Genomic DNA, 25,613 nt, shown 5'->3' with positions numbered 1-25,613 from the left:
GGAGAAGATCGCCGACAATTCCGATAAGACCAGCAACGAGACCCATGTGGTTTTCCTCCTGAGGAAAATTGAGTTGAGGTGAGGGTGATAGTTCGGGCTGACCGGATGTCCGTATCAGCGCCCCGAACACCCATGAATGTATGGGGGGAGCACTATCAACGGATTGCGCGGCAGTTACGGGTCAGCAACAACAGCCGTTTCCGCCGTGTTACACCAGGGTTTTCCTCCGCACTCTCCCACCGAGGACCCCGCATGCGTAAGGTGGCCCGCATGAATGAATCGCCTTTCAACAGCACCCTGACCGTCGGCCGGCTCGAGCTGCCGAACCGCATCGTCCAGGCGCCCATGGGTCGCCTCCGCGCTGATCTGGAAGGACGCCCCGGCGATCTCATGGTCGAGTACTTCCGGCAGCGCGCCGGCATGGGGCTCGTCGTCTCCGACGGCACCTCCCCCTCCCGCGACGGCCGCGTCATGTTCACTCAGCCGGGCCTGTACTCCGACGACCAGGTCGCCGGCTGGGCCGCGGTCGCCGACGCCGTCCATGCCGCCGGAGGACGCATCGTCGCCCAGCTCATGCACGCCGGCTGGAACACCCACGAGAAGGTCACCGGCCTGCCGGTCGTCTCCGCGAGCGCCGTGGACCACCACGGCTGGGCGCACGATGCCGAAGGCAACCGTCTTCCCTACGAGACCCCCGTCGCCCTCGACGCCGAGGGTCTCGACCGGATCCGCGGGGACTTCGCCGCCGCCGCCCGCCGTGCCGTCGACGCCGGGCTCGACGGTGTGGAGCTCCACTCCGCCAACGGCTACCTGTTGCACTCCTTCCTCGCCCCGAACTCCAACGTCCGGGACGACGAATACGGCGGATCCCCGGAGAACCGGGCACGCTTCGTCATCGAGGTCGCCACTACCGTCGCCGAGGAGATCGGTGCCGACCGCCTCGGCATCCGCATCAGCCCCGGTATGACGATCCAGGGTGCCGTCGAAGACGACGACGCCGTCGCCGCCGAGACGTACCGGCATCTGATCGACGGACTCAACGCCCTGGGCGACGGCTCCGGGATCGCCTACCTCAACCTGGCCCAGCCCTACCTCGACGGTGAGCTGGCGACCGGTATCCGTGAGCAGTTCAACGGCCCCGTCTTCGCCAACCGGACCACCGGTACCAGGCAGGCCAGTACCCGCGAGGACGCGCTGGACATCCTCTCGCTCGGGTACGACGCCGCCTCTGTCGCCCGCCCTGCCCTGGCCAACCCCGACCTCGTCATCCGCTGGACCGCGCCGGACTACACCGAGGAATCGCTCAACACCCCGGACACGAAGACCTTCTACTTCGGCGGAGAGAAGGGGTACACCGACTACCCGACGCTCTGACGCCCGCTGCGTCCCCTTCTCGGCCACGCCACACTTTCTCCGCAACTCACCCTCACAGGCGGCTGGATACACTGATTCGCTGCTGGTGAGGGTGAGTTGGCGACGATGATGCGATGGTACGGAGATCGATCTCCACTTTCCCCGACATAATGCCCCGCGGCTCGCCCGGACCCTGTCAACTCACACCCATGGGGAAATTCGGGGGAGAACACTGGGACGCCGCGGAATCCGATGGCCGGATCAAGCCTGGACGCGGTCCGCTCTTCACACGACGCATCCTACCCGGACTCGCGCCGGTGCTGCGCAAGGAGGCACTGGACAACGGGGTTCCCCGCAGCCTCGTCGACGCATCGGACCGCCCCACCCGAGGTGAGGTTATACCGCCGGAAGCAGAGGGCCCTTCCGCTGGGACATCATCACCCGCCTCCGGGCACACTGGCTGCTCTGCAAGGACGCGGTCGCCTGCGGGTGGGTCGCGCTGGCGATGCACGCTTCCGCCCGATGCCGGCGAAGCCCACCACCGTCTGTCCTGACAGACTGTTCCCCACCCTGCGGTGCGTGGATGCAGCGGCTGCCCTCGCCCAGTGCCTCTCCACCGTCGCCCGAGGAAAGAAGACCACCCCGGATCTCGCATGCACCGGTCTCCGGGTCGCTCTGTACTACGACGGTCAGCATCACGACGGTGATGACCAGACGGACACGGACTTCCGACTGTTCCAGCAGATCAAGGACCCAGGATAGGAGGCGGTGCGCATCAACCGCGCTCCACTCTCCGACCCGGAGGAACTGATGAAGCAGGTCAACGCCGCCATCGCCCGCGCCGCTGCTGCACGTGCCGCAGAATGACGCACCTCTGTCTTCCACGGGTCCCGTTACGCCACCTTTCACGCAACTCACCCTCACCAGCAGCGGAAAGCGCGGATCGGCTGCCGGTGAGGGTGAGTTGCGGAGGATGGAGGGGCGGAAGTGGCCCGGCGGGGCTACTTCTTGCAGGTCACGATCGGCGAGGGGTCGTACTTCGTCGTCGTGGTGTCCCGCGAGATCTCACGGCCGGAGAGGTCCCGCACCACGCGGGTGTCCGTGGTGGTGAACCCGCGCGAGCCTGAGGAGGCGGAGCACTTGTCGCCCTCCAGCTCGATGCGCTCCGGGTCGGTGTAGTTCGTCTTCGCACCCGGGATGGACTCCACGTCCACATGCCGCACGCCGCGCAGCTTCACTGACACCGAGGAACTGTCCGCCGAGGCCTGGATCAGCACCGGGGTGTCGAAGGTGTTCTTGAACTGCAGGTCAATGGCACCTTCGAACACCGTCGCCTCGCGTCCCGCCGGGTACCGGCTGATGTAGTACGAGTGCGCCGTGTGCGCGACATCCTCCATACCGGCGAAGTAGGACGCGTTGTACAGCGTCGTGGCAAACTGGCTGATGCCGCCACCGACGGCGGTGTCCGCATGGCCGTCCTGGATGACGCCCGCGTCCACATACCCCTGCGCCTCACCACGCGGACCGGTGTAACCGTTGAGGCTGAAGGTCTCACCCGGCAGCACGATCGCACCGTTGACCTGCTCAGCGACCCGACGGATATTCACACCGGAGTCGCTGGCGAAACCGTCGGTGGAGAACTCACCCATGACGTCGTCGAAGGTCGCCTTTTCCGCCATCTCGGTGGTGTACGTCGCCTTGCGGTCGTTGTAGGTCACGTCATGGTGGCGCTCCCGGGTGTCCAGGAGCTTGTCCTCGAGCTTGTCGAGGGTCTTCTCCCAGTCGATCTCCACCCCGTCCTGGGACGGGATGACGGTGAGGTCATTGCCGTTGACCTCGAAATTCGCGTTACGGAACTCCACCTCGGTCTGACCCAGCTGCTCAGTGAGGATCTCCTTGGCGGCCTCGCTGTTCCAGTCGGTGCGCAGGCTGTCCCCGTCGGGGACGAAGGTGACGATGCGTCCCATGTCCGCCGGACGCAGCACTCCCTCGGCATTGTCGCGGCCGGCGAAGACGAGGTCACCGGAGGTCACCTTGTCGACGACCTCGCGGGCGACCTTGTCAGCCTCCTCACGGTTGATGTCGGCGCTGGTCACGTCGGCGTCCACGCTCACCTTGTGGTCGGTGTTGAGCCAGTTGTCACGGATAGCCTCATCCACGGCGTCCTGTTCGACGCTCTGACCGTCCACGTCATCGGTGATGTCGGCCTTGCCCTGGTCGTTGATGGCGAGGGTGGCGTTCGAGGCGTCCTGGCTGAGGTCGTCAGAGACCCGGCGGACGGTGCCGGCGAGGAGGTTGTCGTTGAAGTGGCTGACAGTGCCGACCTCACGGGTCTGCCAGAAGCTCGTCAGCCGGGTGATCGGGTTCTTCGGCTGTTCGCCGGCCTGGTCGACGGTGGCGTCCCAGTCGACATTCAACCCCGAGGTCACCGGGTCGACGGTCGTCTCCAGGCCACCGGCGGACACGTCCACCGGTGACTTCACCTGGTCGGCGAGCTGGTTGCGCAGCCGGATCTCCGCCTGGTCAGGCGACATCCCCCCGATGTCGACACCCCCGACAGTCACGCCACGGGGCACCGTCCCCTCGGACATGACCAGGTCGGTGGCGTAGAGGACGCCGCCGATCCCGAGCACTCCGAGCAGGGTCCACATCCACCAGAGGCGCCGGAACAGGGACCTGTTGGCGCGTCGGGGTGCGTGGACGTCATGTGTTCTGCTGCTCACGCCCCATACCTTAACTGTTGACGGGCTCCGGCACGTCCGTTGCCTGCACTGAACTGCAGATCCGGTCCGCCGCCGCGGTCACCACACCGAGATCCAGCGCACCGTCGGCGACCGCGGCGACAACCGCGTCGAGGACGCCGGCCACGGAGTCGGCGTCCATCCCGGAGGACACGAGTGGGGCGTCTGCCCCGACGCGCAGTGCGTTGGTCACGGCGTCCCCGGGACTGAAGTGGTCGGTGATCGCCTGCATGCCGGTGAGATCGTCGGTGTAGATGACGCCGTCGAAGCCCGGCGCGTCATTGACCCCGTTGCGCAGCAGCCCGTAGGACGCCGGGTTCAGCGAGGCAGGTGTCTCGGCACCGAGCACGTCGCCGTCGCCGACGTCGAAGCCGGGGACCTGCATGTGGCCGACCATCACCGCAACCCCGGGGACCTGTGCCAGTTCGGCGAAGGGCTGCAGGTCCGGTCCCATCTGGTCGATGGGCGGGGTGGTGACGGTGCCGAGGTGCGAGTCCCCGGTGGCGTGGCCGTGGCCCGGGAAGTGCTTGATAACCGGGGTGACGCCGCCGGCGAGCAACCCGTCGATGACCGCCCGGCCGTACTCCACCACGACGGCGGGGTCGTCGGAGAAGGCGCGGTCGCCGATGGCGTTGTCGCTGACCGCCTCGCCGCCGTCGAGGTCGACATCGGGCGCGAAGTCCATGGTGATGCCGAGGTCACGCAGCTTGTGGGCGTGGTCGGTGAACAGTTCGGCGACTTCCTCAGGGGCCATGGTCGCCGTCATCTCCCGGGCAGAGGGCAGCGATCCGGTGAGATCGGCGAGCCGCTGGACCTGACCGCCCTCCTCGTCGACGGAGACGGTGAGGTCGCCGCCGGCACGCTCCTGCAGGGCGGCCAGGGAACGGGCGGGGTCACCCTGGCCGTTGAGGATCGACTGGTCGGTGGTGGACCCGATGAAGAGGTGCCGGACGCCGGCGTCGACCGCGGCAGCGGCGTCGTCGAAACCGGTGACCCCCACTGCGAGGGTGGCCGCCGCCGCCCGGCGTACCGCTTCAGAATCCGCCGGGTCGATCTCGCCGACGCAGGAGACGGGTTGTTCGACGGGCGCGGTACCCGGCGTGGTCTCCACACTCTCTGTGGCGGACGCGGCGGGGGAGGCGTCGCCGTCCGGGGTGTCGGAGGAATCCGGGGTACATGCGCCGAGGAAACTCCCGGAGAGGGCGGCGGACACGGCCATGAGCGCCACAGCGGTTGTGCATCTGCGGGTGGTGGTGCGGGTGGGCCTTCGGGCGTTCATCCTCCCGACGGTACGTGGTGGGACTACTCTCGTGGGCATGAGCAGCGACACGAACACCCCCACCGATTCTGTCCTCATCGCCTTTGACGGTTCCGACCAGGCGAAAGCCGCCATCCGCTATGCAGCACGGCTGTTGTCCACCCATAAGGCGTACATCATCACCGCCTGGGAACCGATCCACCGTCAGGCCGCCCGCGCGGCCGGTGTGGGTGGACTGGCGACCGGCGGCCAGGGGATCAATGAAGACCCCTCGGACTACTCCACCGATCCGGCGTACGTCGATGCCACGGAGATCAGCCACGCCGGCGTCGCCCTTGCCGCCGAACTTGGTTTCGAGACCGAACCCTACCTGGTAGAGTCCTCCACAGCCGTGTGGAGCGCCATCGTCGAGGCGTCCCAGGAGCTGGATGTCGATCTCATCGTCGCCGGTACCCGGGCGCTGAGCGGATGGCAGTCGCTCCTGCACTCCAGCGTGGCGGACAATCTCGTCAAGCACGCCGGTGTCCCGGTGCTCGTCGTGCCCCCGCTTGACGAGCCGCTCCAGTAACAGTCACAGCAGCACCAGACCAGAGGACAGAAAACACATGCCCTTCGAGACCGACTCCACGCCCCGCCGTAGTCTCGGCCCTGCTGTCGCCTCCGCCGTCGTCGGCGTCGTCCTCGGCGGTCTTGTCGCTGTCGGCGTCGGCATGGTCGCCGACAGTTCCAGTCTGCCGTCGAACAACGTCGACGCGAACGACGCCGTCCTGGGCTCGGTCCAGTACGGTGAGCGGCGCTGACCGACTCAGCTGCATTGACTCCCACGCTCACCAGGCGCGGGTGGATTCTCTCCACCTGCGCCTGGCTCGTGCTGTGTCTGGCCCAGGCACCGCTTCTCACCGTCGCGGACACCAAGCACGACCTGGTGGCGGACCCGTGGGGGTTCCTCCACCAGGCGCTCTCCCCGTGGACCGACGTCTTCCCTCTGGGCCAGCTGCAGAACCAGGCCTACGGCTACCTCTTCCCCCACGGGTTGTTCTTCGCCCTGCTCTCCCCGCTGCCGGACTGGCTGACCCAACGGCTGTGGTGGGCGCTGCTGCTCACGCTCGCCTTCGCCGGCACCGTGAAACTGCTGGATGCCCTGGACACCGGGTCCCGGGCGTCACGCCTGGTCGCCGCGGTACTGTTCGCGCTCTCGCCACGGATCATGACCACCCTCGGCGCCATCTCCTCGGAGGCGTGGACGATCGCACTGGTGCCGTGGATCCTGCTGCCGGTGGTGCGGGTCCTGGGGGCGCCCACCCCGACCCGCAGACAGGTCGCCACCGCCGCCTGCTCCTCGGCGGTGGCGGCGCTGTGCCTGGGGGCGGTGAACGCGGTCGCCACCTTGGCCGCGGTCGTACCTGCGGTGATCTGGTGGGTCGTCGCCGGAGCCTGCGCCCGGACGCGGGAACGACGACGCACCGCCTGGCGTTTCGTGGCCTGGTGGGTTCCGGCGGGCGTCCTCGCGTGCTTCTGGTGGACCGGACCGTTGCTCATCCTCGGCCGGTACTCTCCGCCGTTCACCGACTACATCGAGTCCGCGGGCATCACCACCCACTGGTTCAGCCTCGGCGAGGTGCTGCGCGGCACCACCAGTTGGACGCCCTACCTTTCCGATGAACGACAGGCCGGTGCCGCCCTCGTCGGCGAGCCGGTCTTCGTCGCCGCGACGCTGACCCTCGCACTGCTCGGCCTGTGGGGGCTGTCGGGCGTGTCCCGTACCCGGCTGCCCTACCGGCACGTGTGGCTGGTGATGCTGGGCTGCGGGCTGCTCATCTTCGGTGTCGCCGGGCCGTTCTCCCCGGTCCAGGACGCCACCCGGTCCTTCCTCGACGGTGCCGGCGCCCCGCTGCGCAACCTCCACAAGTTCGACGCCCTGGTCCACCTGCCGCTGATCATCGGCATCGCCCACCTGCTGGGCCGGATGACCTGGCCTGAGCGGAGCCAGTGGGCACACCCGGAGAAGCACCGGCAGGTGGTGGTGGTCACCGCCGTCGGCCTGCTCGTCGCCACGATCACGGCCCCCGCCTGGTCCGCCCGCCTGGTCCCCGCCGACGGCTACCGGTCCGTACCCTCCTACTGGACGGACGCGGCCGACTGGCTCAATGACCCGGCGAACGGTGCGGCGGAATCCCGCACGATGATCCTGCCGAGGGCCGCGTCCGCCCGACAGGACTGGGGCAACACCCGCGATGAACCGGCCCAGGCTCTGCTCGACGTGCCCTGGGTCGTGAGGGACGCCGTACCGCTGGTCCCGCCCGAGGCTATCCGTGGGATCGACGGTGTCCAGCGCGAGTTCGACACCGGGGCGTCCTCCGACTCGCTGGCCGCGACGCTGATCCAGCAGGGTGTCGGCTATCTGCTGGTCCGCTCCGATCTCACCCGCGTCGCCGACACGCCCGGCTCGAGGTCGGTGCTGCGCACACTGCGCAACTCCCCGGGGTTCACCGAGGAGGCGTCCTTCGGCGACGGTGACGTGCGGATCTTCAGGGTTGACGGTGGCGCCGCCACCACCGCCCCGCGAACCGTACACGTCGATGACCTGGATGTTGTCGCCGGTGGGCCGGAGGTCCTGCCCCGGCTCGCCGCCGCCGACGGTGGCGAACCCCGCGACCGCATCCTTACCGGGGACGCCACCGACATCACCGGTCCCGACGCCACAGGACCGGTCACCGTCACCGACACCCCCGCCCTGCGCGGGCACTCCTACGGCACCGTGACCTCTCCGGACTCCGCGATCCGTGCGGCAGGTGACCCGTGGAGCGGGATGAACCCGGTGCGCGACTACCCGGTCACCGGCGAACAGACCACCGTCCGCGAGACCAACGGACGCCTGATCCCCAGTTCCACCGGTGACGATCCGACGTCCTTCGGCGGGGCGGACACCCTCTCCCCCGTCTCCGCCGCCGTCGACGGAGACCCGACAACCGCCTGGTACCCGGCGTCCGGCTCCCCGTTGAACCAGTCCGTCACAGCGGAGCTCGCGCAGCCGGTCGGGCAGCTGCGGCTCACCGCCCGCGCCCAGGGGTCGGCCCTGCGGCTGCATGTCACGACACTGCGGGACGGGGACACCGTGGCGTCCTCCACCGTGCAGGTGCCGGTCGGCCGGGAGGAGACCTTCACCCTCCCACCGGGCGAGACGGACCGCGTCGAGCTGCGCATCACCGGCGCTTTCGGGCAGACGGGGATCAGCGAGTTTTCGCTCACCGCACCAGACGGCACCGATATGACGCCACGTCGCGACATCGTCGTACCGTCCCCGGAAGGACGCGAGGTCTCACGGTGGGTGCTCGGTCAGGAGATCCCGGAGGGCACGATGCGGCGCATCATCACTGTGCCGGAACCCGGCGCGACGGTGGAGGTCTCCACCGCGGACTGCACGGCCGACACCACCGTCGACGGGGACGCCGTGCGCTGCGGCCAGACCCTCGACCTCACCCCCGGGGAGCACACGGTGCACAGCACCGCCCGGTGGGTGGAGCTGGAGAATCTGACAGGCACAGCGGCCACAGCAGCGTCCACCGGAGGCGGCGACCGGATCGTCTACACCCCCTCCTCGGTCAACACCGGGCGGGTCGGGACCCTGGACACCGACGACACCGACGACACCGACGTGGAGCTTGAGCCGGTGACCGTCAACGGCTGGTCACAGGGGTGGCTCGTCCCCGCGGACCTCGCCCCGGAGATGTCGGACGAGGACCTCGCCGACGCGGTGTCCGTGGACTTCTCCCCGACGTCGGCCTACCGGACCTGGCTGGCGGCGGGGCTCGGAGCGGCTGTCCTGCTGCTCGGGGTCTGGGCACTGCTGCTGTGGCGGGGCCGGAGAGACAGGAAGAGTGTCGGCATCACGCAACCTGAGGTCGGTTCCGTGGGTGCCGCACCAACCTCAGACTGCGTGTTGCCGACCGGCCGTGTCGCAGGCCTGACGCGACCGGCCACCGTCGTCGCCTGGGCAGGAGTCAGCTGGGTCCTCGCCGGCATCCCCGGCGTCCTCGCGGCGGCGGCGACCGTGGGCGTGCTGCGGTACCGGCCCCGGGTGTGGTCCGGAGTCCAGCCGCTGTGGGTCCTCTTCATGTCCGGCGGTCTGGCGACCCTGCTGCTCACCCGCAGCCCGTGGGGCACCGACGGCTACGCCGGCGACTCCTCCGTCGTGCAGCTCGCGCTCGTCGTCGGCCTGACCTCGGTCTTCCTGGCCTCCTTCGCCGCGACCCGCGTCCGCCACCACCGCGAGACCGCCCGGCGCGCCGGATCCTCCACCAGCGCGTAACTCAACGCGGCCACCGGTACCGACAGGACGGCGGTCACCGCGAAGACCAGCAGCAGCGCCGCGTAGCCGCCGCTGAACAGGTTGATCCCCAGCAGCGGGAAGACCAGCGACAGGATCGCCATGTGCCACAGGAAGATCGAGTAGGACCAGCGTCCCAGGGCCTGCATCACCGTGCTCTCCAGGAACCGGGACCGCGGGGCCAGCGCCACCGGCACCACCAGTGCCGCAGCAAACGCGACCCCGCAGGTCGTACGGCGGAAGAACTCGGCCGGTGACGCCGAGGACAGGCCCTCCGGCCCGTCGAAGGACGCCAGGACCAGCACCCCGACGGCCAGGGAGACCCACACGAGGCGGCGTCCGGCCCACCGTCGGACGGTCGCCTCCCGGGAGCCGTCGACCTCCGCCAGCCACCCCTCGGTCTCCGCGGCGAGCAGGCCTACGCAGAAGGAGCCGAAGAACGCCCAGGGCATGATGTGCGGGTTGAGGTCGCCGGACCGCGGCCCGGCGAGGAAGGGCCACAGCGCACTGAGCACTCCGACGGTGACGATGGCGGCGACCCGGACCGCGCGACGTCGGCGTCCGACCGCCAGGGCCAGCAGCGGCATGACCAGGTAGAGGAACATCTCCACGCACAATGACCAGAGGTGGGTCAGACCGCCGATCATGCCGTCGGGGACGTAGTTCTGCAGCAGCAGGAGGTTCGCCACGATCTGGAGGACGCCCGGATCGCCGGCGACCGGGAAAAGCGCGATGACGACGGTGACGAGCATCAGGCTCGCGGGCATGATCCGGCCCAGTCGCTTGACGTAGTAACCCGCCCAGTTGCGGCGTCCTTCCGGAGAGACGGTGAAGTCGGCGGCGTGGCGTCGCCACAGCAGGAACCCGGAGAGCGCGAAGAAGACGGGCACGAAGAAGTCGGTACGCGCCATGACGCGGCTGATGACCGCGCCCGTGTCGTTGCCGGTCTGGAAGGCGGCGTGGGTGAGTATGATGCCGAGCGCGGCAACGGCACGCAACCCCTCCAGTGCAGGAATGAACGGGAGGCGGACCTGCGCTGGTGACGGCGTGGATGGCCCCGGTGACGGCTGTTGCGTGGAAGTCGACATGATCTTCGACGATCCTACCCCCGGATTGAGGTTTCTCCCGTTAAACTAGACCGCATGAAAAAGGTTCTCTCTCACGCGCTCATCGTCATCGGTGCTGCGCTGATCGTCATCGCCATTGCCCTGCCGATCTACGTGTTGCCGAAGGGCAAGGTGATCCCCAAGGACATCGAGTCCTACACGGTCACCGATGAGACGGAGGGACGCCTGCTGGACGCTGCCGCTCTGGCCGCGGGGAAGCCTGTGGGGGACAACGCGGACAAGCGGGAATGCCGTGGTGACAATGCCACCGTCTCCTGCTTCATCTGGTCCGACGTGCCGCTGCAGAACCAGCGCCACATCATCGCCCAGGAACCGACCACCGACAAGGAGGTGACCCTCGAGGCAGGTAACACCGTCTTCCGCACCGACCTGCCTGAGCCGCAGAACCTCATTGCCGCGACCATCGACCGCGTCACCCTGACCCGGAAGACCGCCTTCCCGATCGACAAGCCTGTCTCCTCCTTCGACATGACGTCCCCGACCGTCGGTGGCGGCGTGGCCGAGGAGGACACCCCGGTGTTCGTCCGTGACGGCCTGCAGTACCAGTTCCCCTTCGGCACCGAGAAGAAGGCGTACCCCTACTTCGACGGTCAGGTCCTGAAGAGCCAGGACATCGACTTCGTCGACAAGGAGACCATGAAGGGTGAGACGGTGTACCGCTTCGAGCAGACCGTCGCCCCGACCGAGCTCTACCCGGCGGTCGAGTCCCGTCTCAACGCCGACGGTGAGCTTTCCGCGGCGGACAAGCAGTCCCTGGCGGCACTGCGGCTGAAGTTCCCGGCGTCCACCTGGGGTCTCTCCCGCGACGAGGTCGACGGCTGGGACGAGGACGACGAGACCGGCCCCGAGGTCGAGATGTCCCGCTACTACACCGTCAACCGCACCCTGCACGTCCAACCGGACACCGGCGTGATCGTCAAGGGTGCCGAAGAGGTGTGGATGTACTACGCGCAGGATGACGAGGAAGCCGCCGAAATGGCGAAGCCGGAGAACCGTGAGAAGGAGCTGGCGAATCCGACCCGCACCGCACTGTACTTCCCGGGCGAGTTCAACCAGGCCACCCAGGACTCACAGATGCAGCGGGCGAAGGACGGCCTGTCGCAGATGAACCTCATAGGCACCTACGTGCCGTGGGGTGCGGGTCTCATCGGCCTGATCCTGCTGATCATCGGCTTTGTGCTGCACCGCAGCGCGCGGAAGGGCTGAGTGACCTGACCGCAGGTACCCTGCAGAAGTGACCATCACGACCGACGCCACCGAATCCCGCACCGGGGTCCGGTGGCGTCTGTCGTGGTGCGTGGTCCTGACGGCGGTCGTGCTGTGGCCGTTCGCCGTCGCCGTCGTGGCGGGGTGGGACCGGGACGCCGCCCTGCTGCTGCGCGACCTGTCCGTGCCCGGGTCCATGGCGCTCAACGACCTCGCCACCGGGGCCGACGGCCTGGCCCGCGCCGTTCCACAGGACGCCGTGCTCGCCGTCCTGTCCCCGGTCATCCCCCCGCCGGTGGTCGTGGGACTGCTCATGTGCGCCTGCGGTGTGGCCGGGGCATGGGGCGGGTCTGTGCTGGCGCGGTGGTTCGGAGCGGGCCGTTCGGGGCAGGCGCTCGCCGCTTTCCTCGTGCTGTGGAACCCGTATCTCGCCGAGCGGCTGTTGCAGGGCCACTGGTCGGTGGTCGCCGCCGGGATGCTGCTGCCGCTCGTCGCGTGGCTGGCGCTGGAGAAGCGACGGGTATTGCTCGTGGTGGTTCTGGCCGTGTGCGCGCTGACACCGACCGGGCTGGTCCTGGCGGTGGTGACTGCGGTCGTGGCGTCCGGTTGGCGGGTGTTCTCCCTGGTTCCGGTGGTCGCCGGGGCGGTGCTGTCGCTGCCGTGGCTGATCCCGTCGCTGGGGAACGCCTCGGCCACGCTCACTGATGCGGCCGGGGCGTCCCTGTTCGCCGCGCGGGCGGAGCCGTGGGTGGGCACACTCGGCGCACTCGCCGGACTCGGCGGGATCTGGAACGCGGGCGCCGTGCCGGATCACCGTGTGCCGCTCGCCGGTGTGCTGCTCACGGTGGTGGCTGTAGTCGTGGCGGTGGTGCTGTGGCGGCGGGGTGAACGGTCCTCCGGCCTGCTGCGCCTGTCGGTACTGGGTGTCGGTGCGGTGCTGGCACCTGCCCTCTTGGCCACCGGACCTGGGCTCACGGTGCTCGGTGAGGTGCTGGAGATCCTCCCCGGCGCCGGGTTGCTGCGGGACACCCAGAAGTACGTGGTCCTCGCACTGCCGGCGTTGGTCGTGCTACTCGCCCGGGTCGATGTGCTGGTGCCGCGGGTGGCGACTGCTGTACCGGCCCTCATCGTCGGCACGCTGGCCTTCCTGCAGGTCCCGGCACTGCCCGTGGATGTCTCCGACCTGCGTCCGGTGACGTCGGATACCGGGTACGCCGACGCCGTGACTGCGGTGGAGGATGCAGGTGCCGGACGCACCCTGCTGTGGCCGCCGGGGAACTACCGGATCATCGACGGGCGCCCGGTACTTGACCCGCTGCTGAAGACGCTGCCTGATTCGCCGGTGGACCCCGGCTACCTCGTCGTCGACGGGCGGATCGTCGACGGGGACCCGGACACGGTACGGCTGCTGTCCGGTCTCGCCGCCGGTGACGACGGCCTGGCCGAAGCGGGTGTCGACCTGGTGCTCGTCGAGACCGACGCCACGGAGGACGCCGGGGTCAGCGTCCCCGCAGTTCTCACCGACGGGGCGTCCCCTCACGAACTGCTGTGGTCGGCCGACGGGTGGGAGCTCTACCGCGTGCGGTGAGCTTCCGGCCGGCGCCCGGCCGTACACAATCGTGACGGATCCCGCGCCTCCGTTGTCCTGGAGGTCAGGATCCGTCACGATCGTGTACCGGGATACCGGGGTGCGGCGGAGACTACTTTCCGCCCAGTGCGCCGGCCTTCCATTCCTCGATGAACTCCGGGTTGTCCTTAGCCCACTCGGCGGCGGCCTTGTCGAGGTTCTCGCCGCCGTAGTTGTCGTCGGAGAACATGACATTCTCCAGGGACGCCAGGTGCTCGTCGTCGAGGACCAGGTTCTGCAGCAACTGCGCGACATAGGGATTGTCGTCGCCGAAGCCGGTGCGAGAGAAGTTGTAGATGTTCTCCGCACCACCCATCGCACCCTCCGGATCCTCCAGGTCACGGACCGGGAAGGCGTCGTAGGCCCAGTGCGGACGCCACAGGGTCACCAGGATGTCATCACCGGCGTTGGTCGCCTTCTTCAGCTCGGCGAGCATCGCGGGGGTAGAGGAGGTGACGAAGTCCCAGTCGTCCAGACCGTAGACCGGGATGGCTTTCTCCGTCTGGGCGGTCAGGCCGGCACTGGGCTCGATGCCGACGATCCTCTTGCCGTAATCGCTGCCCATGTCCTTGAGATCGGCGATGGACTGTGCCGGAGAGTCCTCATTGACCGCGAGCGTGAGCACCGCGTTGTCGTACCAGCAGCCCAGCGGTTCGATCGAGTCCTGGTACTGCTCCAGGTACTCCTCGTGGGTGACAGGCAGCCAGGTGTCCATGACGACGTCGATGTCGCCGCGGGAGACACCGGTGTAACCGGGGCCGGCATCCAGGGCCTCGATGTCGACGGAGTAGCCCTCGTCCTCAAGCACATACTTGAGCAGGTGAGATGCGGCGAAGGACTCGTCCCAGCCGTTGAAGGCGGCAAGGGTGATCTTCTTGTCGTCGTCGACGTCCATGCCGTTGACGTCCGACGAGTTCTCACCCGGGGTGCAGTCGGCGAACCGTGCGGCGTAGGGCTCATTGCCGTTGTCACTTTCGACCTCGTCATTGGAGTTCTTCGCTCCGCAGGCGCCCAGGGAGAGGGTGAGTGCACCGATCGCGAGGGCGGACGCGACGGTGCGGGTCTTCTGTGTGATGGTGCGCATGATGTCCTCCTACGCGTCCTGGGCCTGCTGTGCGCGGGCCTTGGCCAGCGGGGTCTTGTTGCCGAGTCCGGCGGTGACACGGTCGAGGAAGACCGCGAGGATCACCACGGCGACACCGGCATTGACACCCAGCGGGACGTTGATGCTGCTGATCGCGCTGGTGATGTCTGCGCCGAGGCCCGGGGCACCGGCCATACCGGCCAGGACCACCATGGACAGCGCCAGCATGATGACCTGATTGATACCGGCCATGATGGTCGGCAGGGCCAGGGGCAGCTGGATGCGGAACAGGATGTGGGTGCCCGTCGCGCCGAAGGCGCGACCGGCCTCCACGGTCTCCTTGTCGACCTGGCGGATTCCCAGCTCAGTGAAGCGGACGCCGGGAGGCATACAGAAGATCAGGGTGGCGATCATGCCCGGGGTGACGCCGATGCCGAAGATCACGATGATCGGCACCAGGTACGCCAGGGCGGGCATGGCCTGCATGAAGTCGAGGACCGGCTTGACGATCTTCGAGACGGTCTCCGACTTCGCGGCCCAGATACCCAGCGGAACAGCCAGGACTACCGCGAAGAGCACGGCGACGAGCACCTGGGAGAGAGTCTCCATGGCCTGCGGCCACTCATCAACCGCGCGGACCAGGTAGAAGCCCAGCGCGGTGAAGACGGCGGCCTTCCAGGAGACGGCAGCCCAGGCGATGAGCGCGAAAACGATGATCATGACGTAGTAGACCGGCGTGTCCAGCACCCAGTGGAAGGCGTCGTGCAGTCCGTCGAGGACAGTACCGATGAAGTCCAGCAGCCAGCCGAAGACATCGGTGAACCAGTCAATGAAGTCGGAGATCCAGTCTCCGAGCGGGACATCAGGATTGGCGAAGGTACCCATCAGTTCTCATCCTCCTCGGTGGCGGCGTCTGCAGCGTCGTCGTACTCGTAGTCCGGCGTCGCCATGGCGGAGACGATGTCCCCGGCCTCGACGGTGCCGACCACGGAACCGTTCTCGGCGACGGCGATGGGGCCGTCGGTGGAGGCGGAGTGCTCGAAGAGGTCCGAGACCGTGTCGGACGCCTGGACCACCGGGAAGCGCCCGGAGTCCGGGTCGGACTCGAACTCCGCCTTGTCGATCGGCGTCATGATCTCTGCGGCGGTGAGGACGCGGGACCGGTCGACGTCGGCGATGAAGTCGGCGACATAGGCGTCGGCCGGGTTGGTGAGGATCTCGTTGGCGGTGCCGATCTGGGCGACGCGGCCGTCGCGCATGATCGCGATGCGGTCACCGAGCTTCATGGCCTCGTTGAGGTCGTGACTGATGAAGATGATCGTCTTCTTCAGGTCCTGCTGCAGCTCGATGAGCTGGTCCTGCATCTCGGTACGGATCAGCGGGTCGAGGGCGGAGAAGGCCTCGTCCATGAGCAGGATGTCGGTCTCCGCCGCGAGCGCGCGGGCCAGCCCCACACGCTGCTGCATACCACCGGAGAGCTGACCGGGGAGCTGATCGCCCCAGCCCTCGAGTCCGACCTTGGCGAGCCATTCATCGGCCTTGGCCAGACGCTCCGCCTTCGGAGTCCCCTGGATCTCCAGGGCATAGGCGGCGTTCTCGCGGACGCTGCGGTGAGGCAGCAGCGCAAAGTGCTGGAACACCATGGAGACGTGCTTGGCACGCAGGTCGCGCAGCGATTTCCCGTCGAGTTCGGCGATGTTCTTCCCCATCACCTCGACAGATCCGGCGGTGGCTTTCCAGAGTCCGTTGATCATACGGATCAGGGTCGATTTACCGGACCCCGACAGTCCCATGACAACGAAAATCTCTCCTTCCTCCACCTCGAAATTCACGTCGATCACGGCGGCGGTCCCCAGGTCCGTCAGCTCGCTCCGATCGGCCCCCGCCTCCAACTTCCGGATCACTTCACCAGGCTTTTTCCCGAACACCTTGTAGAGGTGCTCGGCTCGCACTGCAGTCATCGGTCATCTCCTCCAGCTGTAGCAGTTACGGCTCTCGTCAGAAGAACACCCGACCACTGTACCGAATCAGAGAATTACCCTCAGGTCCATCACCGGTTATTCATCCGGAAATCACCGCGAAAACTACACGACTACCTGCGCGGACGATGAATTCTCTTCAACAGTGATTTCCACGATTCTCCGGTGAGGTTCCAGGAGAAGTTCCGTGACCGTTCACGGGCGGCGTCCCCGAGCTCGCGGCGCCGTTCCGGGTCGTCCAGCAGTCCCGCCAGCGCCGTGATGAGACCTCCCTCCGAATCCACCAGAAGGCCGGTCTGACCGTCGACGACGCTGTCACGCAGACCGTCCGAGGAGGAATAGCCGATCGTCGGCACACCGTGCAGTCCGGCCTCGATGACGGCCAACCCCCACCCCTCCTTCGCACTCGGCATGAGGTGCACCGCGGCGCCGGCGAGCAGCCGGTGCTTGACCTCCTCGGAGACATGGCCGTGGAAGACCACCCGGTCGGTCACGCCCAGGTCCGCGGCGCACTGCCGCAGGTTCTCCGACCACCACCCGTCACCGATGATGTCGAGCACGGTGCCGGGATGATCCGGCAGGACCACGGCCAACGCGTGCAGGGCATGTTCGATCTGCTTGTACGGGGTGAGGCGGGACAGGGTGACCAGATGGACGCCGCCCGAGGGAACGGCGTCCCCGGCGTCCTGCGGAAGCTCCGGCGGGGCGTCCACCCCGTTGCGGATGATGGTGATCCGTTCCCGGCCCACACCCAGGCCCACCAGGTCGTCCGCGCTCGGCGCGGAGACCGTGACGTACGGGGTATGCCGGTGGATCCGCGGGGAGAGCCGGGACTCGGCGAACCAGCCGATCCGGGACAGGACAGGGCCTGCGACCGGCCACTGGTCACGGTGACAGTGGTGGGTCAGCAGCACCACGTCCGGCCGCCCGGCGCGTCCCCGCCCGAACACGCGCGCGAAGAAGGGGACGCCGTTCTGGGTGTCGACGATGACGTCGAACCGCTGGCACAGCATGGCCAGCCACGCCCGCGGGTAGACGGTGAGTGGACCACCGCCACGGACGTAGGTCACCCCGTTCCGGTGCTCCACCGGGGCGGAACCAGGGTAGCGCGCGGTACGGAAGGTGACGTCGTGACGTCCTCCCGCCGGGGACGCCAGATACTCCGCGACGCGCTCGAGGTAGACCTCGCTGCCGCCGCCCTCGGGATGCCGGGAATCGCGCCAGCAGAGCAGTAGGACTTTCATGATGGCAACAACCGTAACACTCACCCTCTGGGGGTGACTTCCCCTGCTAGCGTCGCACTTATGCGCCCCGCACCGCCCACGGTCTGACGTGGACGGCCGACTGCTTCGCCGGCGATCTCCTGTTCGCGAACATCCGTCCGGACAACGGGTCCCGGGTCGCCGGGATGATGGCGAAGAGCCAGGTGAGTGTGCAGGTCGTGCCGGGGCTGTCCTCCTATCTGACGCGGACCGGTATCGGTACCTCGGTGTCGGTCGGCGACGTGATCGCGGTGCAGGTGCAGTCCGTCGGGGAGCTCCGTGGCGCGCTGAAGATCGTGGTCGCACCGGGCTGCGAGGGCAGCGACGGCGCCGTGGCGGATGACGCTCCCCCACTGCGCGCCGGTGGACCGCCCCGGGCGGCGGTGAACGGCACTGTCGCTGATGAGCCCTCCCTCACCAGGGAAGACGTCACGGTCGGTGTCCCTGCGGGATCCGTGGCGGAGCTGGAGGGGCTGCGCCGGGCCGGCGTCCACGTCCCGACCACACTTCCCGGTGCGGTGCAGTCCGAGGGGTCCCGGCGCCGGGTGCGCACCGAGGTGGAGGTCGTACACACTGAGCGACCGTTCATCGGCAACGAGTTCACCGACCTCTCGGAGCAGCTGGACCTCGAGATCCGGGTGGAGTGGGCGAGGCGGGTCGACGCCGCGGCGAAAGCCACCCACCCGCTGCGCTTCCGGTTCAGTGTGGGGTTCCTCGGGTCCGTGCGTCGGGTGATCGACGACAGCGAAGCCCTGCGGTGGAAACTGCCCCGGGTGATGATGTGGATCGCCAGCGGCTACGGGGAGCGCACCACCCGCCCCCACCAGTTCCGGATCTCCGATGCAGGTGGGGCGCCCTACCTGGTCCGCGACGACCGGGCGACGGCCTACCGGGTCGACCTGGAGACGAACACGGCCGCAGCCCGGCGGCTGCACTACTGGCGCGTGCCGGACGGGACGGAGGAGTTCCAGCGGGTGTGCGCCCACGATGCGCCGGGGTTCTGACACCGGGCCACCACCGTACCCACGCAGCAGGGTTTTCCTCCCCACCTCGGGAGAGGCTAGGCTAACCACGCTCATTTTCCCGGGTGCCGGCACCAGCATCGGCGCCGCAGTGCGAAAGAAGAACCGTGAACACCCCCCTACCACCGGTGCCCTCAACGCGTCCTCCCCCTCCCGCCTACCCGTCGGGATCATGGCGATCTGCGGTGGCGCCATCGCCTTCGACGGCTACGACATCGTCGTCTACGGCACCACCCTGTCCAGACTCCGCGACGAATGGGGCCTGACCTCCGGCCAGGCCGGCAACATCGGCTCCGCAGCCCTGGTCGGCATGTTCCTCGGCGCACTGGTCGTCGGGACCTTCGCCTCCCGGTGGGGGCGCAAGCGCACCTTCCTCGCCTGCGTCACCTGGTTCAGTGTGCTGATGGTCCTCTGCGCCGCCGCGCCCGGGCCGGAGTTCTTCGCGGTCGTCCGCTTTCTCGCCGGTATCGGCCTGGGTGGCGTCATGCCCCTGGCCGCGGCGTTCACCACCGAGTTCGCCCCACGTGACCGCGCCGCCGTCGCCTACGTCATCATGCAGTCCGGCTATCCGGTCGGCGGCGTCGCGGCGTCCCTGCTGGCGAAGTGGATCATCCCCGAGTTCTCCTGGCACTGGATGTACCTCATCGCCGCTCTGCCGCTGATCACTGTCCTTCCGGCGGCGTGGCGGTGGCTACCGGAATCCGCCGAGGAACAGTCGGTGGCGGCGTCCCGCGAGGAGCGTCGGGACGCCGCACGGGCCGGCCTGGGGGCCATCTTCGCCCCCGGGATTCGGACCACCACGGTGATGTTCTGGGTGATGAGCTTCTGTTCCCTGCTGTTCGTCTACGGGGCGAACACCTGGCTGCCCACTCTCATGCAGGACGACGGACGTGGCTTCTCCAGTTCGCTGAACTTCCTGCTGTGCTTCAACCTCGGAGCGATCGTCGGCGGCATCGCCGCAGGATGGGCGGCAGACCGGTGGGGGTCGAAGATCGTGGTGACGGCGTCCTTCCTCGTCGGGGCGCTGGCGGTCCTCGCCTTCTCCGGGGCGGACGGCACCGCACTGCTGCTCGTTCTGGCGGCGGTCGCCGGCTACGGGGCGGTGGCCACACAGACGCTGATCAACGGCTGGGTGACGAGGTCCTACCCGGCGCAGGCACGGACCACAGGTGTGGGCTGGTCACTGGGCATCGGACGGATCGGCGGCATCGTCGGCCCGTCGGTCACCGGGTGGATCGTGTCCGCGACCTCCGGTGGAACTGCTGCGTTCCTGCTCTTCGCCGCGGTCGGCGTGGTCGGCGCTCTGGTGGCCGGTGCGGTGCGTCACGCCGCACGGTAGTCACCGCACCGCGCAGTCCGCCCGGATATCCGCACTGATCATGCCACGGTGCTGCAGCCAGGCGAAGATCCGGCAGCCCAGGCAGAACCCGGCGAAACCTTCCAGGGACGCGGCCACCACCAGCAGTGCGAGCACCACATCGGCGGCGACCACCGCGATGTCTCCACCGACGAGGCGCAACACCAGCGCCACCCCGGAGAACACCACCCCGATCCCCTGCGCGAACCGCTTCGGCGGCCCGGCGGTCATCAGCGGTTCCCCGAACACCGCACCGGCCAGCCACCGCACCGAGAGCTGGCCGAAAGGGTCGAACCGTGGCCCGGCGAGCACCCGGAGCACGAAACCGATGAAGAGCAGGGCATTGAGGACCAGTGCCGCGGTGCCGAACCCGAGCAGAGACACCACGACAGTCACTACCGTCAGTACCACGACCAGCATCGCCGTCGTCCGCGCCGCACGGTCGTTGACCACCGGAGGAAACCACCACAGCGTCCCCGCACCACGGGGCGGACGCGCGTCCTGCTCAGTCAGCGAGGGGATGACCGGGGCGTTGAGGTTGCTGAGGTTGTACTGCTGGCTCATGATCCGCGGAGCGTACTCCCCCGCCGCCGTACTGGCCAGGGTTCCGGTCACACTGTGCCATGATCGACGCATGCCCGCGTCATCACCCGCGTCACCTGCAACCGCCGAGTTTGCGTCACCTTTTCCGCCGTTCGCTGCCACGGATCGGCGGAAAAGGTGACGCAAACGTCGGCCACCACGACCCTCCCTACCTTGCGCCGCCGCGCGACACTGCGCCGGTCCCTCGGTCTGCTCGCCGACTTCCGCTTCGAGCAGTCCGACCCCGACCGGTTCTACGGGCACCTCGCCGCAGACACGGTCGGCATCCTCTCCGACATCTGGGCGGACGCCCGGCCCCACCACATCCGCGGGGAGAGCCTCCCTGGCAGGCACCCGGATCCTCGACGTCGGCGGCGGACCCGGCTACTTCGGGCAGGCCTTCGCCGCGGCCGGGGTCGACAACTACGTGACCTGCGAACCCGATGTCGGCGAGATGGCGGCGGCGGGGATCAGGCTGGCGTCCTCGGTGCGGGGGTCGGGCATGGACCTGCCCTTCGCGGACGAGGTCTTCGACCTCACCTACTCCTCCAACGTCGCCGAGCACGTGTCCGACCCGTGGCGGATGGCGGACGAGATGCTGCGCGTCACCAGGCCCGGCGGACTGATGGTCTACTCCTACACCTGCTGGCTGGGGCCTTTCGGCGGCCACGAGACCGGCCTGTGGCAGCACTATGTCGGCGGCGGGTTCGCGGCGCGCCGCTACGAGAAGACGCACGGTCACCCACCGAAGAACCGGTGGGGAGAGTCCCTGTTCAATGTCTCCTGCGCCGACGGCCTGCAGTACGCGCAGACCCTGCAGGACAGGGGGGACGCCGAGCTCGTGGCGTCCTTCCCCCGGTACCACCCGTCGTGGGCCTGGTGGATGACCAAGGTGCCCGGGCTGCGCGAAGTGGGGGTCTCGAACCTCGTGCTGGTCCTGCGGAAGCGGTGAGCAGCCAACATAGGTTCACAGGACAAAACCGCAGGCAGAGGGCATAAAAGAAACCACCCCCGATTCGCCGGGGATTGCCCACCGGAGACCGATATGCGGTTATAGTGATCGGCGACACAGGTTGCGCTACGGCGGCAACACAGCACAGATGTGAGGACCACTATGACTGACGCATCCGCTTCGGGAATCCCCGAGGCCTTCATCTACGAGGCGATCCGTACCCCGCGTGGCAAGGGCAAGCCGGGCGGCTCGCTGCACACCGTCAAGCCCGTCGACCTCCTCTCCGGCCTCATCACCGAGGTCCTGGAGCGGAACCCGGAGCTCGACCCGGGCGCCATCGAGGACATCCTCACCGGCGTCGTCACCCCGCTGGGTGACCAGGGCATGGACATCGCCCGCACCGCCGCACTCAACGCCGGCCTGCCCTACTCCGTCACCGGCGTGCAGCTCAACCGCTACTGCGCATCCGGCCTGACCTCCGTGAACTACGGCGCAATGAAGGTCCGCTCCGGCTTCGACGACCTCGTCCTCGCCGGTGGTGTGGAGTCCATGTCGCGCGTCCCGATGGGTTCCGACGGCGGTGCCCTCGCCATGGACCCGGAGACCTCCTTCTACAACGACTTCATCCCGCAGGGTGTCTCCGCCGACCTCATCGCCACCCTCGACGGTGTCTCCCGTGACGAGCTGGATGCCTACGCCTCCCGCTCCCACGAGCGCGCCGCCAAGGCCTGGGAAGAGGGACGCTTCGCCAACTCCGTCGTGCCCGTCAAGGACAACAACGGCCTGACCGTCCTCGACCGCGACGAGACCATCCGCCCCGGCACCACCCCGGAGAAGCTCGCCGGCCTGCGCCCGGCCTTCGCCATGGTCGGCGACCAGGGTGGCTTCGACGCCGTCGCGCTGAACAAGTACCCGCAGGTCGAGGCGATCAACCACGTCCACCACGGCGGTAACTCCTCCGGCATCGTCGACGGCGCGTCCCTGCTGCTCATCGGTAATGAGGCCGCCGGCCAGAAGAACGGTCTGACCCCGCGCGCCCGCGTCGTCACCGCCGCGACCACCGGTGTCGAGCCGACGATCATGCTCACGGCCCCGGCCCCGGCCGCCCGTGCCGCCCTGGCCAAGGCCGGTCTGACGGCTGAGGACATCGACGTCTGGGAGATCAACGAGGCGTTCTCCTCCGTCGTCCTGCGTGCCCAGCGCGAGCTGAACATCCCGGACGAGAAGCTGAACATCAACGGTGGTGCGATCGCCATGGGTCACCCGCTGGGTGCCACCGGCGCCATGATCACCGGCACCGCCGTCGACGAGCTGCACCGCTCCGGCGGACGCTATGCCCTGATCACCCTCTGTGTCGCCGCCGGCATGGGCGTCGCCACCATCATCGAGCGCGTCTAAGCGCCCCACCACCTCAACAAGGAGCAACAATGAGCGAGAACATCATCGGTTGGGACGCAGACGCCAACGGTGTGGTCACCCTGACCATCGACGACCCGTCCGCCCCCGTCAACGTCATGAACGACGCCTTCCGCGACTCCCTCGCCGAGACCGTGAAGAAGCTGCAGGCCGCGGTCGAGGCCAAGGAGATCACCGGTGTCGTCATCACCTCCGCGAAGAAGACCTTCTTCGCCGGCGGCGACATCAAGTCCATGATCACCGCCGGCCCCGCCGAGGCTGAGGCCACCCGTGACATGTGCGACGGTATGAAGGCCGATTTCCGCGCTTTGGAGACCCTCGGCGTCCCGGTCGTCGCCGCGATCAACGGTGCCGCCCTCGGCGGTGGCCTCGAGGTCGCCCTGGCCACCCACCACCGCATCGCCTCCGACGCCAAGGGCCTGAAGGTCGGCCTCCCCGAGGTCACCCTGGGGCTGCTGCCCGGTGGCGGCGGCGTCACCCGCGTCACCCGCCTGCTCGGCCTGGCCACAGCCCTGACCAAGGTCCTGACCACCGGCAAGCAGTTCAACGCCGAGGCTGCCAAGGAGATCGGCCTCATCGACGAGGTCGTCCCCGCCGACCAGCTGGTCGACGCCGCCAAGGCCTGGATCGCCGAGAACCCGGACGCTACCCAGCCGTGGGACCGCAAGGGCTTCAAGATCCCCGGCGGCACCCCGTCCACCCCGGCGCTCGCCGCGATGCTCCCCAGCTTCCCGGCCAACGTCACCAAGCAGGTCAAGGGCGCCCCGATGCCCGCCCCGAAGGCGATCCTCGCCGCCGCCGTCGAGGGTGCGCAGCTCAAGCGTATCGAGGACGCCACGGCCGTCGAGACCCGCTACTTCGTCGAGCTGGTCACCGGCCCGACCTCGACGAACATGATGCAGGCCTTCTTCTTCGACCTGAACCACTGCAACGGCGGCGGCTCCCGCCCGCTGCAGGCTGACGGCACCCCGTTCCCGAAGACCACCTTCAGGAAGATCGGCGTCATCGGCGCCGGCATGATGGGCGCGGGCATCGCCTACGTCGCCGCGAAGTCCGGTATCGAGGTCGTCCTCAAGGACATCTCCGAGGAGAACGCCGCCAAGGGCAAGGCCTACTCCGAGGGCCTGGAGGCCAAGGCGCTCAAGCGCGGCCGCACCACCGAGGAGAAGTCCGCCGAGCTGCTGGGCCGCATCAAGCCCTCCGCCGACTACGCCGACCTGGCCGACGTCGACCTGGTCGTCGAGGCCGTCTTCGAGAACACCGAGCTCAAGCACAAGGTCTTCGCCGAGATCGAGGCCGCCGTGCCGGGCACCGCCGTCCTGGGTTCCAACACCTCCACCCTGCCGATCACCGGTCTGGCCGAGGGCGTGGACCGCAAGGGCGACTTCATCGGTCTGCACTTCTTCTCCCCGGTCGACAAGATGCCGCTCATCGAGATCATCTCCGGCGCCGAGACCTCCCCGGAGACCCTGGCCAAGGGCCTCGACTTCGCCCGCCAGATCCGCAAGACCCCGATCGTCGTCAACGATTCCCGCGGTTTCTACACCTCCCGCGTCATCGGCACCGTCCTCAACGAGGCGATGCGCATGCTCGTCGAGGGTGTCGACCCGGCCGTCATCGAATCCGCCGGCCGCCAGGCCGGTTACCCCGCCCCGCAGCTCCAGCTGCAGGACGAGCTGAACCTCAAGCTGGCCCGCAAGATCGGTGCCGAGAACAAGGCCGCCGCAGATGCTGCGGGTGTCACCGTCGACGACGGTGGTGTCAACGCCCTGGTGGACGCCATGCTCGACCACTTCGAGCGCCCCGGCAAGCTCGAGGGCAAGGGCTTCTACGAGTACGACGAGAACGGCAAGCGTGCCGGCCTCTGGTCCGGTCTGCGTGGTGAGCTCGCCGAGAAGCTCGGTATCACCCCGGTCACCGTCCCCGACGGCGAGGCCGCGACCGACGGCCACGGCCTGGACTCCACCGTCTCCGCCGGTGAGGCCGGCCCGAGCCTCAACGACCTCGTCGAGCGCATGCTCTTCATCGAGGCCATCGAGACCCAGAAGTGTGTCGACGAGGGCGTGCTGACCTCGGATGCGGATGCCAACATCGGTTCCATCCTCGGTATCGGTTACCCGGCATGGACCGGTGGTACCCGCCAGTTCATCACCAACTACGCCCGCCCGGCCGCAGCGACGCTGCCGGAGGACGCCCCGGCCGACTACCCGACCACCGGTGTGGCCGGATTCGTCGCCCGCGCCGAGGAGCTCGCCGCCACGTACGGCGAGCGATTCACCCCGGTCGCGTCGCTGAAGGGTTAGTGACCCGCCCGGTACAC

The 25,613-nt window shown here is 68.2% G+C and carries 18 protein-coding genes and 2 pseudogenes; 12 read left to right on the top strand and 8 right to left on the bottom strand.

The window, feature by feature from the left end:
- Window positions 1-270 precede the first annotated feature (270 nt).
- Window positions 271-1,374 carry an oxidoreductase gene (locus ACZ9GM_RS13985; protein WP_291473711.1) on the top strand — a complete coding sequence of 368 codons (1,104 nt, stop codon included), beginning with the start codon at window positions 271-273 and terminating at the stop codon, window positions 1,372-1,374.
- Between the two features lie 558 nt (window positions 1,375-1,932).
- Window positions 1,933-2,115 carry a hypothetical protein gene (locus ACZ9GM_RS13980; RefSeq protein ID WP_476038196.1) on the top strand — a complete coding sequence of 61 codons (183 nt, stop codon included), beginning with the start codon at window positions 1,933-1,935 and terminating at the stop codon, window positions 2,113-2,115.
- A gap of 239 nt (window positions 2,116-2,354) precedes the next feature.
- Here ACZ9GM_RS13980 and ACZ9GM_RS13975 read toward each other — a convergent pair whose 3' ends face one another.
- Complete coding sequence (locus tag ACZ9GM_RS13975; protein ID WP_476038367.1) at window positions 2,355-4,004, bottom strand: VanW family protein; 1,650 nt, start codon at window positions 4,002-4,004, stop codon at window positions 2,355-2,357.
- Window positions 4,005-4,086: 82 nt separating this feature from the next.
- The gene (locus ACZ9GM_RS13970) at window positions 4,087-5,373 is read right to left on the bottom strand and encodes a glycoside hydrolase family 3 N-terminal domain-containing protein (RefSeq protein ID WP_476038195.1); all 1,287 of its coding nucleotides are present in this window, start codon (window positions 5,371-5,373) and stop codon (window positions 4,087-4,089) included.
- 37 nt (window positions 5,374-5,410) lie between these two features.
- Here ACZ9GM_RS13970 and ACZ9GM_RS13965 point away from each other — a divergent pair, with 37 nt between their 5' ends.
- The 3 genes and pseudogenes from ACZ9GM_RS13965 to ACZ9GM_RS13955 all read left to right on the top strand — a co-directional run.
- The gene (locus ACZ9GM_RS13965; RefSeq protein WP_291475509.1) at window positions 5,411-5,920 is read left to right on the top strand and encodes a universal stress protein; all 510 of its coding nucleotides are present in this window, start codon (window positions 5,411-5,413) and stop codon (window positions 5,918-5,920) included.
- Between the two features lie 37 nt (window positions 5,921-5,957).
- The gene (locus tag ACZ9GM_RS13960; protein ID WP_014008842.1) at window positions 5,958-6,152 is read left to right on the top strand and encodes a DUF2613 domain-containing protein; all 195 of its coding nucleotides are present in this window, start codon (window positions 5,958-5,960) and stop codon (window positions 6,150-6,152) included.
- Between the two features lie 68 nt (window positions 6,153-6,220).
- Window positions 6,221-8,155 (top strand): annotated as a pseudogene (locus tag ACZ9GM_RS13955) (DUF3367 domain-containing protein); the annotation flags it as partial.
- A gap of 1,367 nt (window positions 8,156-9,522) precedes the next feature.
- On the opposite strand, the gene ACZ9GM_RS13950 reads toward ACZ9GM_RS13955, so the two are convergent.
- On the bottom strand, window positions 9,523-10,767 hold the full coding sequence (locus tag ACZ9GM_RS13950; protein WP_476038194.1) for an acyltransferase family protein: 1,245 nt from the start codon (window positions 10,765-10,767) through the stop codon (window positions 9,523-9,525).
- 54 nt (window positions 10,768-10,821) lie between these two features.
- On the opposite strand from ACZ9GM_RS13950, the gene pgfA reads away from it, so the two are divergent.
- Together pgfA and ACZ9GM_RS13940 are read left to right on the top strand one after the other, a co-directional pair.
- Window positions 10,822-12,012: a cell envelope lipid trafficking protein PgfA gene (pgfA, locus tag ACZ9GM_RS13945; RefSeq protein WP_476038193.1), complete on the top strand. Its 1,191-nt coding sequence runs from the start codon at window positions 10,822-10,824 to the stop codon at window positions 12,010-12,012.
- A gap of 28 nt (window positions 12,013-12,040) precedes the next feature.
- Complete coding sequence (locus tag ACZ9GM_RS13940) at window positions 12,041-13,600, top strand: MmpA family trehalose lipid delivery protein (RefSeq protein WP_476038192.1); 1,560 nt, start codon at window positions 12,041-12,043, stop codon at window positions 13,598-13,600.
- Between the two features lie 112 nt (window positions 13,601-13,712).
- Here ACZ9GM_RS13940 and ACZ9GM_RS13935 read toward each other — a convergent pair whose 3' ends face one another.
- The 4 genes from ACZ9GM_RS13935 to ACZ9GM_RS13920 all read right to left on the bottom strand — a co-directional run bounded on the left by ACZ9GM_RS13935 (window position 13,713) and on the right by ACZ9GM_RS13920 (window position 17,946).
- Window positions 13,713-14,723, bottom strand: a complete 1,011-nt coding sequence (locus ACZ9GM_RS13935) for a glycine betaine ABC transporter substrate-binding protein (RefSeq protein ID WP_014008838.1) — start codon at window positions 14,721-14,723, stop codon at window positions 13,713-13,715.
- A gap of 9 nt (window positions 14,724-14,732) precedes the next feature.
- Window positions 14,733-15,608 (bottom strand): ABC transporter permease, encoded by an 876-nt coding sequence (locus tag ACZ9GM_RS13930; protein WP_291475501.1) that lies wholly within the window; start codon window positions 15,606-15,608, stop codon window positions 14,733-14,735.
- Window positions 15,608-16,684: a quaternary amine ABC transporter ATP-binding protein gene (locus tag ACZ9GM_RS13925; protein WP_291475499.1), complete on the bottom strand. Its 1,077-nt coding sequence runs from the start codon at window positions 16,682-16,684 to the stop codon at window positions 15,608-15,610. Before ACZ9GM_RS13925 ends, ACZ9GM_RS13930 begins: the two co-directional genes overlap by 1 nt.
- Window positions 16,685-16,815: 131 nt before the next feature.
- Window positions 16,816-17,946, bottom strand: coding sequence for a glycosyltransferase family 4 protein (locus ACZ9GM_RS13920; protein ID WP_476038191.1), 1,131 nt, complete (start codon window positions 17,944-17,946; stop codon window positions 16,816-16,818).
- A gap of 164 nt (window positions 17,947-18,110) precedes the next feature.
- Here ACZ9GM_RS13920 and ACZ9GM_RS13915 point away from each other — a divergent pair, with 164 nt between their 5' ends.
- A complete protein-coding gene (locus ACZ9GM_RS13915) occupies window positions 18,111-18,968 on the top strand; it encodes a hypothetical protein (protein ID WP_476038190.1) in 858 nt (285 codons plus the stop codon).
- 109 nt (window positions 18,969-19,077) lie between these two features.
- Window positions 19,078-20,325 (top strand): MFS transporter, encoded by a 1,248-nt coding sequence (locus ACZ9GM_RS13910; RefSeq protein WP_476038189.1) that lies wholly within the window; start codon window positions 19,078-19,080, stop codon window positions 20,323-20,325.
- Here ACZ9GM_RS13910 and ACZ9GM_RS13905 read toward each other — a convergent pair whose 3' ends face one another.
- A complete protein-coding gene (locus ACZ9GM_RS13905) occupies window positions 20,326-20,958 on the bottom strand; it encodes a DUF4395 domain-containing protein (RefSeq protein ID WP_255307709.1) in 633 nt (210 codons plus the stop codon).
- Between the two features lie 105 nt (window positions 20,959-21,063).
- Between ACZ9GM_RS13905 and ACZ9GM_RS13900 the strand changes: the two are divergent.
- From ACZ9GM_RS13900 to ACZ9GM_RS13890, 3 genes and pseudogenes are all read left to right on the top strand, one after another.
- Window positions 21,064-21,877: pseudogene (locus ACZ9GM_RS13900) on the top strand (class I SAM-dependent methyltransferase).
- Between the two features lie 162 nt (window positions 21,878-22,039).
- Window positions 22,040-23,275 (top strand): acetyl-CoA C-acetyltransferase, encoded by a 1,236-nt coding sequence (locus ACZ9GM_RS13895; protein ID WP_476038188.1) that lies wholly within the window; start codon window positions 22,040-22,042, stop codon window positions 23,273-23,275.
- A 29-nt stretch (window positions 23,276-23,304) separates the two neighbouring features.
- Window positions 23,305-25,596: a 3-hydroxyacyl-CoA dehydrogenase NAD-binding domain-containing protein gene (locus ACZ9GM_RS13890; protein ID WP_291475486.1), complete on the top strand. Its 2,292-nt coding sequence runs from the start codon at window positions 23,305-23,307 to the stop codon at window positions 25,594-25,596.
- The last annotated feature ends 17 nt before the right edge of the window (window positions 25,597-25,613 follow it).

It is taken from the genome of Corynebacterium sp. UD i78, from assembly GCF_056280545.1.
Note: the sequence above shows the minus strand (reverse complement) of the source record. Positions and strands in the feature narration are given on the sequence as shown.